Source organism: Streptomyces sp. NPDC041200 (assembly GCF_055591805.1).
In genome coordinates this window covers 91,737-108,810 of sequence record NZ_JBVIZF010000020.1, presented here as the reverse complement: position 1 = coordinate 108,810, position 17,074 = coordinate 91,737, and the positions used below count along the sequence as shown (strand labels likewise).

Here is a 17,074-nt window from a genome sequence, read left to right as displayed (position 1 = left end):
CGGGGCCCGTCAGTCCCGCGGCCCGTCAGTCGCGCGGCCGCAGGGCGCGGTCGACCAGGGGGCCCGCGGCGCCGGTGTAGTGGGACGGGTCGCACAGGGGCGCCAGTTCCGTGGCGGTGAGATCCACCTCGGGCAGGGTGGCGAGGACCTTCGCGAGGGGCTGGCCGGTGCGCTCGGCTTCCGCCGTCGCCGTGTCGAGCAGCTGCCGGGCCGCCGCCTTGCCCAGGCGGGGGGCCAGGATGGCCGCGATGCGTTCGGAGACGATGCGGGAGCCGGTCAGCTCCAGGTTGTCGGCCATCCGTCCGGCCCGGACGCGCAGGCCTTCGGCCAGTTCGACGGCGGTGTGCGCGGCGCCGCCGGTGAGGCGGAGGCATTCCCGCAGGAGTTGCCATTCGGCGTGCCAGCCGCCCGCCGAGCGTTCGTCCTCGGACAGCAGACACTGCGTCAGGCCGGTGGCCATGGGCGGCACCTGGAGGGCGGCGCCGCGCAGCAACGTGGCCAGGACCGGGTTGCGTTTGTGCGGCATGGCCGAGGAGCTGCCGCGGCCGGGGGCGGCGGGCTCCTCGACCTCGCCGACCTCGGTGCGGGCGAGTGACTGCACATCGACGGCGATCTTGCCGAGTGCCCCGGCGGTGAACGCCAGGGCCGAGGCGAGGTCGGCGATGGGGGTGCGCAGCGTGTGCCACGGCAGCACCGGCCGGGCGAGTCCGGTCTCGGCGGCGAACGCGGCCACCAGAGCGTCGAGATAACCACCGGGTTCGACGAGCCCGGGGCCGGGGGTGCCGTCGAGTCCGGCGTATTCGAGATAGCCCGCCAGAGTCCCCGCGGCTCCGCCGAGCGACACCGGAAGGCCGGTGTCCGCGACGGTGCCGATCCGGTGGCCCGCCTCCAGGAGCAACTCGCGCCAGCCCGCCGCCTTGAGCCCGAAGGTGGTGGGCACCGCGTGCAGGGCCAGGGTGCGGCCCGCCATCACGGTGTCCCGGTGCTCGGCCGCGAGCCGGGCCAGCGCGTGGGCGGCGGTGTCCAGGTCCGCCCGGATCAGCCGGAGGGCGTTGCGCGCGACCAGCATGGCGCCGGTGTCGAACACGTCCTGGCTGGTGGAGCCGCGGTGGACGTACTCGGCGGCGGCCGGGTCCTCGGCCGCCACCACCTCGGTGAACGCCCGCACCAGGCCGACCACCGGATTCGCCGTCTCCCGCGCCCCTACGGCGACCGCCCGCAGATCGAGCCGTTCGGCGCGGGCCGCCCGGGTGATGGTCTCGGCCGCGGACCGCGGCAGGGTGCCCAGCCGGGCCTGGGCGCGGGCCAGCGCGGCTTCGGCGTCGAGCATGGCCTGCAGCCAGGCCAGATCGCACACCGTGGCCTCGGCGGGGGTTCCGGCGCGCACCGGTGAGAGCAGGCCCGCGTCGGTCAGGGTGTCGCTCACACGATCACTCCCGTCAAGTGGGTGTCCCCCGCGGTGGTGAGCGGGGCGGGGGAGAGGGACAGGACGGTACGGGCGATCGCGTCGGCGTCCTTGAGGGTCACCGAGTCCACGCCGGGGCGTATCCCGGCGGCGGTCACCCAGTGCACCGACTCGGTCGGGACACCGTAGGCGAACCGGCGCGGATGGAGCCGCCCCCGCGCGTCGACGACATGACACGGCCGCTCGGTGACGGCGAGCCCGCCCGTCTCGTGACCGGTGCCGCCGTCCCCCTCGATCCGGTACGGGCGGCACTGCTCGGTCAGCAGCAGATGGCGCACCAGTGGATCGGCGGCGCGGCGCACATCGGGCACCGGCAGCCGGGCCTCGATCAGATGCCGGGAGCGCACCCGCTCCCCGGGTACCAGCGTGGACCGCGCGACGAACGCGGGCCGCTCGGTGTCGATGCACACCTGGGTTCCGGGGCCGGTGACCTCCAGGACGCCCGCCTCGATGAGCGCGATCATCTCCTCGATACGGGAGACCGGCGGGCCGATGGACAGGAACGCGTTGAGCGGGGTGTACCAGCCCTCCAACTCGTCCAGATGGGACGCGCCGTCCAGACCGCCGTGTTCCACGACCAGACGTACTTCGTTGCGCAGGTCCCGCAGCACGTCCAGCGCCGCCTTGAGCGGGCCGCCGACGTTGCCCGCCTTCGCCTCCGCCACGTCCCGGGCCAGATGGTCCAGCAGCCAGGCCCGGAACTCCGCCCGGTCGGCGAACTCCCGCCCGGCGCAGGGCTGTTCGAGTCGCTGCCAGTCCCAGCGGTCGCCGGGGGCGATGCCGTACGCGTCCAGGAGGGCGGCCCGCTCCCGGGGCGACGCGGCCGACGAAGCCGACGAAGCCGACGCGGCCAGGAAGCGGTCGGTGAACGGCCCGGGGTCGGTGCCACGGGAGGTCAGCAGCGTGCCGTAGTAGACGCTCTCCACCTCCGCCGCGATCAGCGGCCACACATCGGTGCCGAAGCGCACCCGGTCGCCCGCCGCGGCGCGGCGGCGCAGCCCGGCGATGGTCCCGGGGGTGAGCAGCCGTGGAACGTGGCGGCCGGAGGCGCCCTTCTGGTTCTCCCCGCGCGCGTGGTACGGCACCCCGCGGCGCGAGCTGGCGTACATCACCGGCTCGCGCCCCGAGGGCCGGTACACCAGGCGGTCCCCGACCCGGTCGAACACCCCGCCGCGGCCGGTGGTGAACAGCGCCATGTGGTCGAAGAAGGTGAGGCCGAGCCCGCGCAGCAGCACCGGCTCCCCGGCCCCGATGGAACCGGTGTCCACATCGGCCGGGTTGGCCGGGGTGACATAGCCGAGGTGGTGGATGCGGGCCAGGCTGGCGGTGCGCTCCTCGCGAGGGGTGAGGTGGGTGGGAAGGTGGCCGAGGGCCAGGACCACGGCGTCCAGCTGGTGGATCCGGGTGCCGTCCGCCAGCCGGATGCCCTGCGGCCCGCCCGGCACTCCGCTGGTGTCCGCCATCGCCACCGCGCGCGAGCGGTGCACCCTCAGCGTGATGTGCTCCGGGGCGCGCGCGGCCACCCGCTGGAAGCTGTCCAGCAGATAGCGGCCGTAGAACGCGCGGGTGGGGTACGCGTCGGGGCCGAGCGCGCGGGCCTCGGCGAGCGTGGGCGTGTCGTACTCGCCCGGCTCACCGAACCGCGCGAGGCTCCGCGCCCACTCGTACAGGCTAGGCCCCGGCTCGATCGGACCCTCGACGCGCACGCTGTCGTCGGTGTACACGGTGATCTGGGACGCCACGGTGTTGGTGAGCAGATGCCGGGACTGGCCGGGGCGCCACACCGCCCCCGCGCCGGGCGCCGCCGGGTCGACGACGTGCACGGTGACGGTCTCGTACGACCGCGCCGCGCGCTCGTTGGCGCACAGCCGCTCCACCACACACAGCCCCCGGGGCCCGGCGCCGACGACACACACCTCCAGATGGCCGTCGCTCATCGGCGCGCCCCTTCGCCGCCGGACTCATGTGGTTTCGTGGCGGGCCTCACGGATATCACGGACAACATCTCGATCCTCGCTCTCGCTTCGGCTCCGAGGGGTGCCACAGCCGGGTGCTCTCCCGCGCGAGCAGCGTAGGGCGAGCGGTGCGTCTCCGTCGTCGCGCGCCGTTTTCCCCAGTCGCCCGCGGCGACTGAGCAGCGCCCCCGGCCATCGCCCCAGTTGTCCGCCGGAGTTCACCCCGGCGGCGCGCCATCGGACTCGGCCGCCGCCCGCTCGGCCCGGCGACGGACGTCCAGCGCCCGGCCGAGCAGCAGTTGCCGCTCGCCCCGCACGGGGTCCGTCCCGGGCGTACTCAGCACGGCCTCCCTCAGCACGTCCACCGCCTCCCGCACCGCCGCGAGGCCCACCGGTGCGCCGGATCCGGCGAGGTCGAGGAGTGTCACTCCCAGCGTCTCCAGAACGGCCGCGCGCTCCGCGGAGCCCCCGGTGGTCTCACCGGCCGCCCGCCGCAGGAAGCCGAGGGCCCGCGCCAGGGCGGTGTCCCCGCCGCCCGCCGCGAAGCGCCCCCGCCACGCCTCACCGAGGCGCGTCAGGATGGTCAGGCGCGTCGCCGGGGCGTACTCGCTGGCGCGCAGTGCCTCCTCCAGCGTGGCCGGTACGGACTCGCCCGCGTCGCCGGTGAGTTCCCGGGCACGCGCCAGGTCCAGCAGCAGGGCGCTCATCCGCGACGGCCCGTCCGGCTCCACGTCCAGCAGCTTCCGGGCGGCCGTCAGCTCCTCCACGGCGTCGGCCGCGTACCCGCGACGGCGCTCCTCCCGATCCTCCGGTGCCGTGGCCGCCAGCGTGAGCAGCACCCGGCCGAGCTGGAGATGGAGATCGGCGGTGTGCGGGGCCCAGAACGACTGGGCACCGGCCATCGCGCGCAGCCCACCCACCGCCTCGTGCAGCAACTGGTCGTCGCCGATCAGACCCCACAGCTCATGGAGCACCGCTGCCCGTTCCAGCACCGCTTCCAGCACCGCGTCCGTGTCCGGCACCAGCAGCCGCGACGCCCGGTCCAGCGTGCGCTCCGTCTGCCGCAGCAGGTCGACGGCCTCCTGTTCGCGGTGGCCGGACGAAGGGACCCCGGCGCGCTCCCGCAGCAGCCGCCCCAGGGTCTGATGGGCCCTGCCGAGCCACGGAGCGGGCGGCCCCTCGCCCAGCCGCGCCACGCACGAGCGCATCAGCACCACCGCCTCGTCCAGGACGGCGGGGTCGCGCCGCAGCCGCCACAGGGAGAGCAGCGCCCCGCCCAGCTCCGTGTCCACCTGGTCCGTCTCCGGGCCCCGCCGGTCCGCGGCCAGCTCGCGCAGGACCGCCACCGCCTCGTGCAGCGCCCCGGCGTCACCCCCCGTCTCGTACCGAGCGCGCAGCGCACGGGCCTCGGCGAGCCGCGTACCGTACGTCCGCGGCCGTACGGCGGTGACCGGCAGGAACCGCCGCACCACGAGCGCCGGTACCGCGGCGAACGGCGCGGGTACCCCCGCCGGGCGCGGCGGCTCGCCCGGGTGCGTGACCGCAGGCGCGGTGGCGCCGATCAGGTGGCCGAGGGCCAGGGCCGGGAAGTTGGGGCCCCCGGCGCCGAAGGCGCGCTCCACATGGGCGGAGGCGAGTTTGAGGATCAGGGCCGCCTCGTCCCGGGAGAGCAGGCTGAGCAGCAGCTCACGGACGCCGGGTGCGAAGTCGTACCACGGGCCGTCCACCCACGGGCCGTCCTCGACGCCCGCCGTGTTCCCGGTGCCGTCCCCGATGTACACCGTGTTCCTGGCCCCCGCCGGGTCGGCGTGCGAGAGCAGCCCGCTCAACAGCACCTCGGCCAGATCGGACGGGCCCCCGTCGGGCAGCATCGTCCGCTGGACGGTGAGCATCAGCGGCAGCACCAGCGGGACCGCCGAGAGGTACGTCGCCAGCCGTCGCGCCGCGGGCGAGGCGCCCGCCCGGAAGCGGCGCATCAGCTCCTCGGCACCGCGCGGCGCCCACTGCGGATCCGGCTCCGGCACCGCCGGATGGTCGCCCTCCACCCAGGCCGCGGCAGCCTTGATCCCTTCCGGTACCGCCCCCGCGAGCATCCGCGCCCAGGCTCCCAGCGCCACGGCAGACGGGGGCAGTACGGGAACCGGGAGCGCCCCCGGCGCCGGAGGGCCGTCCTGTGGCCGGAAGACGGGGAGCGCGCCCGGCCCGTGCCCCTGCCACAGCCGGCCCGGTCCCGGCCGCAGCGCCGTACGCCCCCACAGCCGCTGCGGCAGGGGCTGGAGCACCGCCACGGGCGCGTCCAGCGAGGCCAGCCGGTGCAGAAACCGCTGGGCCGCGCCGCTGCGCCACAGCGGGCCCGCACAGTCGCTGACCAGCAGCGTGAACGTCCGTCCTGTGGGGTCCCGCAGCTCGTCGGCGGGGCGCGCCCGGCGGGCCGGGTCGTCGCGTGCGCCGACGGCGAGGCCGCTGCCTGGGGCCGGGTGCAGCCGCAGCAGCCGCACATCGCGGAACGCGCCGCTCCGTTCGCAGACCTGCCGCACCTGCTCGACCGTCCGCTCCCAGACGACCATCGAAGAGGAGGAGTCGAAGAGCAGATGAAGGGACAGGGTAGGTACGTGGCGGGCGGGCCCGAGCACCGGAAGGAGCAGGCCCGCACGGGCCGACAGATCCGCCGTCGCCCCCTCGTCCAGCGCCCGGGGCACCGGGCCCACCGCGGAGCGGAGCCGCCGCAGCGGCCTCAGGGCCCGCTCCAGGGGCAGGAGCCCGGGCAGCGCTTCGCGGATCGGCGGGGGCGGCGGAGGGATGTGCCGGGGCGGCAGGCTGCCGGGCCGCACCGGCGGCGGGTACAGAGGTGCCTCCAGTCGCGATTCCCCGGCGGCCATCGGAGGGCCCACCTCCGGCGGACGCGGGTGCGGCCCGGCCGCTCCGGCGTGCCGCGACCGCGCGCCGGGTCCGGGCCCGGCCCACTGGGCGAGCCACAGCGCGTCCGCGACGGACACCACGTCCACGGGATGGCCCGCCTCTGCCAGCCGGTCCAGGAGCCTGCGGATCGGCTCATGCGCGGTCATGGCCGCACCTCACCAGGGACGGTTGAGCGGCCGCATGAGCTGCTCGGCGAGCCGCTCGCGGGCGAGCGCCCCGCCGGAGGTGAGGACGGCCAGGTAGATGGCGTTCAGCAACTGGTCCACGGCCCGGAGGTCGCCGGGGGCGCTGTCGAGGAAGCGTTCGATCAGGGCCGCCGACTCCTGTGCGGCCTCCTCGCCGAGATGGGCCACGACCATCGCGGTGAGCCGCTCGTGGTCGGGCATCGTGAGGTGCAGATGGAGGCAGCGGCGCAACAGGGGCGCTGGGAAGTCCCGTTCGCCGTTGCTGGTCAGCACCACCAGCGGAAAGGCGAGGCAGCGGACCCGGCCCCCGGTGACCGGGGCCCGCTCGCCGTCGTCCGTCGCCACCTCCACGACGTGCGGATCCGCCAGCCGCTCCAGCTCCGGGATCGCGAACTCCCCTTCCTCCAGCACATTCAGCAGGTCGTTGGGGAAGTCGGCGTCGCTCTTGTCGATCTCGTCGATGAGCAGCACCCGCGGACGCTCCCACGGCAGGAGCGCGGTGCCCAGCGGCCCGAGCCTCACATAGCGGCCGATGTCCTCGGCCGACCCGCCGAGCTGGCTGTCCTGCAGCCGGGCGATGGCGTCGTAGCCGTACAACCCGTCCTGGAGCGCCGAGCGGCTCACGATCGGCCACCGCAGGACGCGGCCCAGTCCCAGTTCCTGCGCGACCGCGTGCGGAATGGTGCTCTTGCCCGCGCCCGGCGGGCCCGTGACGAGGAGCGGACGGCGCAGGTACAGCGCCGCGTTGACCATCTCCAGCTCTTCCGGCCCGGGCCGGTACGCGTGGGCCGGTTGCCCGAGGCGGCGTGTGGACGCCGAGTCGAGCGCCGCGGGCGCGGGCAGTGGCGGACCGCCGTCGAAGCGCCGCCAGGGCGGTGGGGGCGGCAGCTCCGCGATGCCGTCGTGCGGCTCTCCCGTGCCCCGGTAAATGAGCCATTCGGTCACTTCTGCTCCTGTGCGGTCATGGTGTCTCCAGCAGATCGGATGCGGGTGCCCCGCCGGGTCGCCGACCGGGGTCGTGATGGAGCAGGACGATGCCGCGGGCCCAGTCCGTACCGGGGTCGCCCCGCCAGTTCCGGGCGCGTAACTCCGTGACGGCCGACGGAAGGTCGGCCAGTGTGGCAAGACCGTCGACGAACCCGGCCGCCGCCCGGTGGAACCGCTCCTCCGCCCCGGCGCTCCCGGTGTCCTCCCCGGCGGCGGGGTACCGCCGCCACAGCAGGGCCGTGAGGCCGCGGTCGAGCGCCCGCCGCAGCCGCCCCGCCGTGTCGCCGTCGCCCACCGGGCCGCCGTGGACGAACACGGCGCCCGGGCCGGGGAACGGCTCGCGGCCGTCCGCCGCGAGCGAGTCCAGCCGGACGGCGAACGGGCGTGGCGCCGGGGGCGGCGTGGCCCGCCACCGGGAGCGGCACCCGTTCGGCCGGTGTTCCGGGGTCGCCTGGTCGACCACGATCACGGCCCGGGTCACGCCGAGCGGCCGCCGCCTGAAGGTCCATTCGTCCACCGGTATGTCGAACAGCTCCTGCGGCAAGTGGAGTTCGACGGGGGCGATGTGATGACCGGCGTCGGCGCGCAGGAACGCCTGGTGGAGTGCGTCGAGCAACACGCCGGGCGGATCGGCCAGTCCGGCCGGGCCCAGGTCCTCGCCCATGGCGAGCAGTTCGACCTCCCCGAGGGAGGTGACGAGGCGGGCCGTCCAGCGGTAGCGGTTCTCCTGCCACCAGTCGGTGCGCAGGTCGAGCACGACGACGGAGGGATCGAAACGCTCCAGCGGTTCCGGTTCCGGTTCCTGTTCTGGTTCGGGCAGCGGTTCGGGTTCGGGAGACGGCTCCGGGCCTGGTTCGGGCTCGGGCCGGGTCTCGGGCTCGGGCGTGGGCGTGGGCGTGGGCGTGGGCTCCGGCGTGGGCGCGGGCTCCGGCGTGGGCACAGGCACAGGGTTGGGCTCGGGCACAGACACAGGCTCCGGCGCGGGCGGGGCCAGAGGCACGGGCACCGCCACCTCCACCGCATCGGGCACGAACACCAGTCCGGCCAGCAGCTTCCGCAGCGACCACGGCAGTGCGTGGGCCCGGTCCAGCGCCCACTCCTGGAGGCTGAGCGCGCCCCGCGGGCACTCGGCGCGCACGCTCCGCGCCACCCGCAGCAGATAGTCGAGGAAGACGACGATCTCGTTCTGCCCGGTCGGGTCGTACAGCAGCCCCGCCCCGTCCCGCCAGCCGCGCGGTGGAGCGGTGCGGCTGGTGGGCTGTTCCGCGCCCGCCTCCACCACAAGCCGCTCCACCGTGCCGACGTCCGGCGCCGGGGGAAGCCCGGCGAGCAGCCCCAGCGCCTTGGTGCGGTCGACGGGCTGCCACAGCCCGCTGGAAAGGGGGAGGCCGCCCTGGACGTCGGTCCAGGTGTTCCGCGCCGCCTTCGGCGGGTGCTGTGCCATCCAGTGCCAGTGGTCATGGGCGGTCATCAGGTCCTGGTACGGATCCGATTCCGCCCCCTCGACCGGCAGTTCCCGCAGGGCCGTGAGCTGCACGGCCTTTCCGCCGTCCCGGTCGTTGCGCTGCGCTTTGACGACCCCGACGACCGCGCCTCGGCCGAGGTCGACCACCGGGCCCCCGGAGACACCGGCCCGGATCTGTCCGCCCTCGATCCCGAGGCGGAAGACATGGTTCTCCTGAGCACCCTCGACCGTGCATTCGCCGGTCCAGGGGTACACCGGGCCGGTCTCGTCGGCCGTGAATCCCTGGAGCAGAACCTTGCCGCCCTGCCCGTGGGGCGGGGTGGAGAGGTCGGAGAGCCATGCGCACGGGTGATCGTCGACCGGGTCGGCCAGTTGGATGATGGCCAGGTCGGGGGTCGGCCATGCGCCCTCCGAGCCGTCGGGCACATCCGCCCACCCGGGCAGGGCGTGGAGCAGTTGCCCTGTCGTCGTCACCAGGTCCCGGCCCGCGCGGTAGGTGACGCCGATCGGAGCGGTGCCCTTCCACTCGGCCGTCCGCCCCGAGCCGCGCAGCAGGACATGGGCGCAGGTGAGGACCCGCCCAGGAGCCGCGAAGAATCCGCTCCCCCATAAGTCGGCCGGGGCTGGTGCGCCGTCGGAGTCCGGGCTGTGGATCCACACCGTGACGTCCTGGACGAGGTCGCGCAGATTGTTCTCGGCCGTGCGCTGCCGCAGCCCTCGTTCGTTGTCCGACATCGCCGTCGGAGCGCTGTCAGCGCGCGGCCCCGTCCCGCCAGGTGAGGGTGACGGTGACCGACGCCTTCGCCTCACCGTCCGCGAGGACGCTCACGACCTTGCCGGGCTTGGCGGCCAGTTCGACTCCGAAGGTCACCGCGACCTCGTCAGGCGCCACGGCCGCCGTCGCCTGCCGCATGCTGGCGGCCACGCCCCTGATCATCTCGGTCAGCCCCTCGACCCGGGCCGTGAACGCCTCCGACAGCCCGGTATCGCTGTAGCCGCCGGGGCTTTGGCCAAGCTGTGCGGCGTCCGAGATCCGTGCCTCGATCACCGTTCCGTCCGGCAGTTCGACCTGTGTCATGTTGTTGTCCCCCGATGTCCCACCGGCCGATGACCCGCCGGCCTATCGCCCACCCGATCGTGGACACCGTTCAAACTACCCATGGGCGCCCGGCGGAACACGCGGAAAACAAAAGACGCTCCGTTCGCCTTGACGGCCGGAGCGTTTCTCTGCGTATATTGGTGATTTGCATGTCTGCCTTGTTTTTAGGCAAAGCAATACTCGATGAAGTCATCTTATCCAGCGGGAGTTGAATTGTCAAACGCGGAATTGCGCCAGGAGCAGGAATTCATCGACCTGCTCCATGCGCGTCTCGCCGAACTGCGGGCCGGGGCCGAGGAGGCGGTGAGTGACGCCCTGTCGATGGAGGGGCGGAACTTCCAGGCGCGGCTGGAGCGCGATGTGCTGGTGGCCGAGCGGTCCGGGCTGCTCGCCGCGTTCGACGCGGGGGAGCGGGGGCTGTGCTTCGGGCGGCTGAAGTTCCGCGACGGCCGCGACCACCACATCGGGCGCATCGGCATCCGGCGCGACGACGCGGAACGCACCCCGCTGGTCATCGACTGGCGGGCCGATGTGGCGCGCCCGTTCTACCTGGCGACCGGACACACCCCGATGGGGCTGCGCCGCAGGCGCCACATCACCACCGAGCGCGGGCAGGTCACCGCCCTGCACGACGAGATCCTGGACCTGGACGACACCGTGAGGACCGGGCACGAGAACAGCGACGCGGACGCCGTGCTGCTCTCCGCGCTCGACTCCGCGCGCACCGGCCGGATGCACGACATCGTGCAGACCATCCAGGCTGAGCAGGACCGGATCATCCGTGCCCCGCACCACGGTGTCCTCGTCGTCGAGGGCGGCCCCGGCACCGGGAAGACCGTGGTCGCGCTGCACCGCGCCGCGTATCTGCTCTACGCGCAGCGGGAGCTGCTGGCCCGCCGCGCGGTGCTGGTCCTGGGGCCCAACCCGGCGTTCCTCGGGTACATCGGCGAGGTGCTGCCCGCGCTCGGCGAGACCGGTGTGCTGCTCGCCACGCTCGGCGAGCTGTTCCCTGGTGTGACGGCCACCGGCACCGACACCCCGGAGGCCGCCGAGGCCAAGGGCCGCGCCACCATGGCGGACGCCCTGGCCCGCTTCGTCCGGGACCGGCAGGCGCTGCCCGACCCGGAGATCGTGATCGACCACGACGACGGTGACCTGGTCCTGGACGCGGATATCGCGAGCGACGCGCGGTGGCGGGCACGCGAGACCCGGCTGCCGCACAACCTGGCCCGCCCGCACTTCGCGTTCAGCGTCATCGACGGGCTGACCGCCCAGCTGACCGACCGGATCGGCGCGGACCCGTACGGCGGCCCGAACCTCCTCGGCCCCGACGACATCGCCCAGCTCGGCAAGGCGATCGCGGCCAGCCCCGAGGTGCACGCCGCCATCGACGAGCTGTGGCCCGAACTCACCCCGGAGCAGCTGGTCGCGGACTTCCTCACCGACCCCGTCCACGTCTCCGACGCCGACGCCGCCGCGATCCGCCGTACCGGCGGTGAGTGGACCCCGGCGGACGTGCCGCTGCTGGACGAGGCCGCCGAGCTGGTCGGCGAGGACGACTCGGCGGCCCGCGCCGCCGCCGAGGGGGCACGGCTGGAGCGCATCGAGTACGCGCAGGGCGTGCTCGACCTCTCCTACGGCTCCCGCACCCAGGAGTTCGAGGACCGCGAGGACGACGACTCGGAGGTGCTGGCCGCCCACAACCTCATCGACGCCGAGCGCCTGGCGGACCGGAACGAGGAGATCGACCACCGCAGCGCCGCCGAACGCGCCGCCGCCGACCGCACCTGGGCCTTCGGCCACATCATCGTGGACGAGGCCCAGGAGCTGTCCCCGATGGCGTGGCGGCTGCTGATGCGCCGGTCCCCGACCCGTTCCATGACGCTCGTCGGCGACCCCGCGCAGACCGCGGAGCCGGGCGGCTGCGGCTCCTGGGCCTCGATCCTCGCCCCGTACGTCGAGGACCGCTGGGAACACACCCGGCTCGGCGTCAACTACCGCACCCCGGCCGAGATCATGGACGTCGCGGCGGAGGTGGCCTGGACCGCGGACCCGGCCTTCGAACCGCCGCGTTCGGTGCGCGCCACCGGCGTACGCCCCTGGGCGCGGCACACCGCCGACCTGCCGGGCGCGGTGGCCGACGCGGTGGCGCGGGAGTCGGGGACGGAGGGCCGCGTGGCGGTGATCGCCCCGCCCGGTCACCACGACGCCCTCGCGGCCGCGCTTCCGTACGCCTCCGCGGGCCGGTCCCCGGACCTGACGTGCCCGGTGGTGCTGCTGGCCCCGCGGCAGGCCAAGGGGCTGGAGTTCGACACGGTGATCGTGGCCGAGCCGGGGGAGTTCGGGACGAGCGACCTGTACGTGGCGCTGACCCGGGCGACCCAGCGGCTGGGCGTGGTGCACACCGGGGCGCTCCCGGAGGGGCTGGCCGGGGCCGGGCTGGCCGGGCCGCAGGACACGGCCGCGTCGCCGGAGCGGTGAGCCGGGCCGCGGTGTCCGGCCGCGGTGCCGGGCCGCGGTGTCAGGCTGCGGTGCGGCGCGCCGGGCCGTGCGCGCAGGCGTGGCGGCCCCGGCGGGCCGGGCGTCAATGCCCGGCCCGCGCCCACGGTGTCCGTCGTGCCCCGGTGGCCAGGGCGGTCAGGGCCAGACGCTCCCCTCCCTCGGCCACGCCGGACGGCCGTACGGGGACGGCAGGGCCCGGCGGACCCTGGCAGAGGCGTCGCGGCGTGGATCGCTCGTAGCCCGCGGGCAGTTGACCCAGTGCCGGGCAGGGGGACGCCCGGCGTCGGAATCCTGAACGGCGGGGGACACCTCCGGGGCGGTCGGACGAACGCCTGGTGGGCGACCTCCGCCGATTTGCCCCAGGCCGGGGGCCGTATGCGAGAGTAGACCGCCCCGCTCGGCCGGGCGCGCCCGCGCGCGCAGCCGCCGACGGGCTCCCCATACCCCAGTAGGCAGTCTCCGGTCGCGCCCGCGCGTGTCCGGGCTGTCGCCGTCCCTCCACTACGTCCTTCCTGAGAGCGATGCTGGCAACGACTCTTCCTCCCCGGACCACGGACCTGTTCGACCAGGGCCTGGAGTTGCGACCCGGTTCCGCGCTGCTGCGGTTCGGCGCGGCGCGACAGCGACCGGCCGGCCGGTTCGGCTGGTCGGGCCATGGTGCCGCGGCGTGGCTCGACGACGTCCGCGGGCATGTGTGGACCGTCGGCGGTCCGGAGGCGGCCGCCGGGCTCGTCCTGCGCGCCGCGCAGCGCCGCCCGGAGCAGGTGCGGGAGTTCACCGGGCCACGCGGCACCGACACCCTGGTCGCCCGCCATCTGCCGGTGAACGACATCGTCGAGTGGGTGTTCCGCTGGACGCTGGAGGAACCGCCCGTGCAGCGGGGCGAGGAGCGCGTGGTCGTCCTCGACGAGAGCCACCACGACGAGCTGCTCACCTTCCTCGGCGAACACAGCCCCGCCTACTCGACCGGCCCCGGCTCCCCGGATGTGAGCCTGTGGTGTGGAATCCGTGACGACGAGGGCAGGCTCGTGGCCTGTGGCGCCATGAGCAGCCTGCGGGACAGCGGGGCGCCGCTGATGGCGTCCGTCGCGACCGACGCCGCCCAGCGCGGCCAGGGTCTTGGCGCGGCGCTGACGTCGTGGCTGACCCGGTACGCGGTGCGCCGCCACGGTTTCTGCACCCTGTGGCAGCTCGCGGACAACGCCCCCGCCGAGCGGCTCTACACCCGCCTCGGCTACCGCAACGAGGACCCCTGCGTGGCCGCCCGGATCGCCTCCAACTGATCGCGGCGAACCTCATGACAACAGTCACACCGCGCCCCGGAACGAACGGGGCGCAATAGTAGATACCCGCTCGGCGAAATCGGAGACTTTTCGGCTCTTGCCGACATGTCGCATCCGGGTTCGCGGCGGGTCCGGTGTCCCGCCCAGTCGTCTGGCCACCAGCGTTTCTGACGGCGGAACACCGTCACATCTCCTTCACGGAACCTGCGCAGCACACCTCGGTGTCCCTCCGCAAGCGACGTCCCGCACTACGACCCCCGGTAGTAGCGAACACTCGTTGCATTGCTTTCGGCGCGGACCTAACAATGACGGCCCACACCGCGCCTCGGCAGTCCTGGCATCGCTGCGCACAGAGTCAGCCGTACACGGGGGAGGGCGTACCGCGACTACCGAGTGAGGGTCACGCATGAGCAAGCACCGGACCACGAAGACGCACCACCGGAAGATAGCCGTCGCCGCCGTCGCGGTGGCCGCCGTGGGTGTGCCGTCGGTCGCGATGGCGTGTCTGAACGGGCCGGATGACAAGGGCGACGAGGCCCGTGGGGTGGAGACCAGTGCGACCGCGGAGCACGGGCAGGGCCAGCGGTGGCAGGAGAAGAAGAGTGACCACCGGGACGCGGAGAAATCGGCGCCGGTGAAGCGGGCGAAGGAGACGGAGCGGGCGTCGCGGTCGGCCTCCGCCACGCCGAGAGCCCGTACGGCCTCCGCCCCCGCCACCACCCTGTCCGCCACCGCCCCGGTGGCGGCGAAGTCCAAGGCCCCGGCCACCACGGCCGCCGCCACCACCAAGGCCGCCGCCTCCCCGTCGTCGGCGGCGTCCAGCGCCGAGTCCCAGGTCGTGGACCTCGTCAACGACGAGCGCGCCAAGGTGGGGTGCTCGCCGGTGAAGGTGAACGCGAAGCTCACCGAGGCCGCCGAGGCCCACAGCAAGGACATGGCCGAGCACAGCAACATGTCGCACACCGGGTCCGACGGGTCCCAGCCGGGCGACCGGATCGAGGCCGCGGGCTACTCGTGGAGCACCTACGGTGAGAACGTCGCCTACGGCTACAGCTCGGCCAAGAGTGTGATGGAGGGCTGGATGAACAGCTCCGGTCACAAGGCCAACATCCTGAACTGCGACTTCAAGGAGATCGGCGTCGGCCTCTCCGGGTCCGGTAACTACTGGACGCAGGACTTCGGCACGGCCCGCTAGCCTGCCCTCCCGTGCTCGCTCCCGCGCGCTTTTTGCGGATCGCGCCGAGTTCGCGTCCCTGAGCACCTTCGCGGACGCGCACCATTATGGTCGGGTGCCATGCACGTGGCTGGTGTCCTCGACAGGGTGACCCGGGTGGCCGTCGGTCCGGTGGCGCGGGCCGGGGAGCCGCGGGTCAGACAGCCGTGGCGACGCCGGGTGGCCGTGCTCGTCGTGGTCCTCGTGGTCGTGCTGCTCGCGCAGATGGCCGTCGCGATGGTGACCGCGGCCGTGGAGCAGACGCCGACCATCGACGAGCCGGTGTACGTGGGGACGGCCCTGACCTACCTGCGGGAACACAGCCTGCGGTTCAACCCCGAACACCCGCCACTGGGCAAGCTCGTCATCGCCACCGGGCTGCTGTTCGCCCACGCCCGCCTGGCCCCCGGATTCGCCGGGGACCAGGGGGCGCTGGGGCGGCGGCTGTTGTACGAGTCGGGCAATGACCCGTGGCAGGTGATGCTGTGGGCGCGGCTGCCGGTGATTGTGCTGACGCTGCTGTTCGGGCTGGTCGTCTTCGCGTTCGCAAGGGATCTGGCCGGTCCGGTGGGCGGAGTGGCGGCGCTCACGCTGTACACGTTCTCGCCCGATGTCATCGCGCACGGCTCGCTCGCCACGCTCGACGTACCGATGGCCGGATTCCTGCTGACCTCGGTGTGGTTGCTCTGGCGGGCCCGGCGCCGCCCCCGGACACATCTGCCGCTCGCCGGGGTGGCGCTCGGCGCGGCCGTGGCCACCAAGATGAGCGCGCTGCCCGCGGTTCCGGTACTGATGCTCCTGGCGGTGCTCTCGTACGTGTCGTACGCCCGCCGCACACCCGGCACCGGGCGGTGGCGCGGCACGGCGTGGGGCATGGCGCGGGGCGTGGCGGGCGCGGTGGGCATGGCGCTGGTGGCGCTCGCCGTGGTGTGGGCCGCGTACCTCGCCGTGGACCCGCGGCTGCGCTGGACCACGCCCGGCCAGGTGCCCGCCGTGCACGGGCTGCGCGGGCTCGCCGTCGACCTGCTGCCGGTCCCCGAGCCGTTCCGCGACGGGATGCGCGTCCAGTTCGGATTCGAGAACGAGCTGTGGCGCGGCTTCCTGTTCGGCCACCGGTACCACGGCTCGCTCTGGTACTACCTGCCCGCCGCGCTGCTGGTGAAGACGCCCCTGGGCATGCTCGCGCTGTGGGCCGCCGGTGCCGTGGCGATGGTGGCGGTGCCCCGGCTGCGGCCCGCGGCGCCGTACGTCCTGGTGCCCGCTGCCGTGCTGATGGCCGTGGCCATGATCGGCGCCCGCGACCTCGGCGTGCGGTACGCCATCTTCCTGCCCATGTTCCTGGCGGTCGCCGTGGCCGGGCTGGTCACGCTCCGGTGGCGAGGGGCGCGTGGCGTGACGGCGGCCCTGGCCGTGTGCGTGGCGGTCAGCTCGCTGCGGACGTTTCCGTACTACCTGCCGTACGCCAACGAGGCGTTCGGCGGCCCGGCCAGGACCCATCTCCACCTGCACGACTCGAACGTCGACTGGGGCCAGGACCTGGGGCGGCTGGCCGACCGCCTCCGGGGGCGCTACCGGGACGAGCGGGTGTGGCTGGTGTACAAGGGCAGCGGTGTGCCGTCCGCGTACGGCATCCGCGCCCGCGACCCGCGCAGGGTGTTCCCGGGCCGGGTCCACGGGTTGCTCGCCGTCTCGGACTCCTCGGTCGCCCAGGCGCGGGGCAGGCTCGCGTCGCTGATCGAACACAGCCGTCCTGTCGACGAGATCGGACACTCCATCACCGTCTACCGCCGGACATAGCGCGTGAACGGCGCCTTTCCGGCCGCGCCTCCGAGGCCGGTTGCTCCGATTCCAGCCATGATCGGTAAAGTTCTCCTCTGCACGTGCGGGGGCGTGTGCCGTGGGAGGTCATCTCCTCAGCTGTCGTGCGCCCGCTCACCGGCCGCCGACACCGAGGAGGGGTGCCCCATGTCGTACCCGAGGCCGTCCGAAGGCCCTGGCAAC

10 protein-coding genes are annotated in these 17,074 nt (G+C 74.0%); 4 read left to right on the top strand and 6 right to left on the bottom strand.

Annotated elements, in window-relative coordinates; translation table 11 throughout:
* Positions 1 to 25 precede the first annotated feature (25 nt).
* The 6 genes from ACZ6CL_RS31430 to ACZ6CL_RS31405 all read right to left on the bottom strand — a co-directional run bounded on the left by ACZ6CL_RS31430 (position 26) and on the right by ACZ6CL_RS31405 (position 10,054).
* Complete coding sequence (locus ACZ6CL_RS31430) at positions 26 to 1,426, bottom strand: nitrosuccinate lyase (RefSeq protein WP_468941838.1); 1,401 nt, start codon at positions 1,424 to 1,426, stop codon at positions 26 to 28.
* Entirely contained in the window at positions 1,423 to 3,402 is a 1,980-nt protein-coding gene (locus tag ACZ6CL_RS31425) for an FAD/NAD(P)-binding protein (protein WP_468941836.1), read from the bottom strand. Before ACZ6CL_RS31425 ends, ACZ6CL_RS31430 begins: the two co-directional genes overlap by 4 nt.
* A 236-nt stretch (positions 3,403 to 3,638) precedes the next feature.
* The gene (locus tag ACZ6CL_RS31420) at positions 3,639 to 6,485 is read right to left on the bottom strand and encodes an SAV_2336 N-terminal domain-related protein (RefSeq protein WP_468941833.1); all 2,847 of its coding nucleotides are present in this window, start codon (positions 6,483 to 6,485) and stop codon (positions 3,639 to 3,641) included.
* Positions 6,486 to 6,494: 9 nt separating this feature from the next.
* A complete protein-coding gene (locus tag ACZ6CL_RS31415) occupies positions 6,495 to 7,469 on the bottom strand; it encodes an AAA family ATPase (protein WP_468941831.1) in 975 nt (324 codons plus the stop codon).
* Between the two features lie 16 nt (positions 7,470 to 7,485).
* Positions 7,486 to 9,711 carry a VMAP-C domain-containing protein gene (locus ACZ6CL_RS31410; RefSeq protein WP_468941828.1) on the bottom strand — a complete coding sequence of 742 codons (2,226 nt, stop codon included), beginning with the start codon at positions 9,709 to 9,711 and terminating at the stop codon, positions 7,486 to 7,488.
* Positions 9,712 to 9,727: 16 nt separating this feature from the next.
* Positions 9,728 to 10,054: a CU044_2847 family protein gene (locus tag ACZ6CL_RS31405; protein ID WP_468941825.1), complete on the bottom strand. Its 327-nt coding sequence runs from the start codon at positions 10,052 to 10,054 to the stop codon at positions 9,728 to 9,730.
* Between the two features lie 249 nt (positions 10,055 to 10,303).
* Here ACZ6CL_RS31405 and ACZ6CL_RS31400 point away from each other — a divergent pair, with 249 nt between their 5' ends.
* The 4 genes from ACZ6CL_RS31400 (at position 10,304) to ACZ6CL_RS31385 (ending at position 16,870) form a co-directional block, all read left to right on the top strand.
* The gene (locus tag ACZ6CL_RS31400; protein ID WP_468941879.1) at positions 10,304 to 12,556 is read left to right on the top strand and encodes a HelD family protein; all 2,253 of its coding nucleotides are present in this window, start codon (positions 10,304 to 10,306) and stop codon (positions 12,554 to 12,556) included.
* Positions 12,557 to 13,098: 542 nt separating this feature from the next.
* Complete coding sequence (locus tag ACZ6CL_RS31395; RefSeq protein WP_468941823.1) at positions 13,099 to 13,860, top strand: GNAT family N-acetyltransferase; 762 nt, start codon at positions 13,099 to 13,101, stop codon at positions 13,858 to 13,860.
* 406 nt (positions 13,861 to 14,266) lie between these two features.
* On the top strand, positions 14,267 to 15,055 hold the full coding sequence (locus ACZ6CL_RS31390; RefSeq protein ID WP_468941820.1) for a CAP domain-containing protein: 789 nt from the start codon (positions 14,267 to 14,269) through the stop codon (positions 15,053 to 15,055).
* Positions 15,056 to 15,154: 99 nt separating this feature from the next.
* Entirely contained in the window at positions 15,155 to 16,870 is a 1,716-nt protein-coding gene (locus ACZ6CL_RS31385; RefSeq protein WP_468941818.1) for a phospholipid carrier-dependent glycosyltransferase, read from the top strand.
* Positions 16,871 to 17,074: the final 204 nt, after the last annotated feature.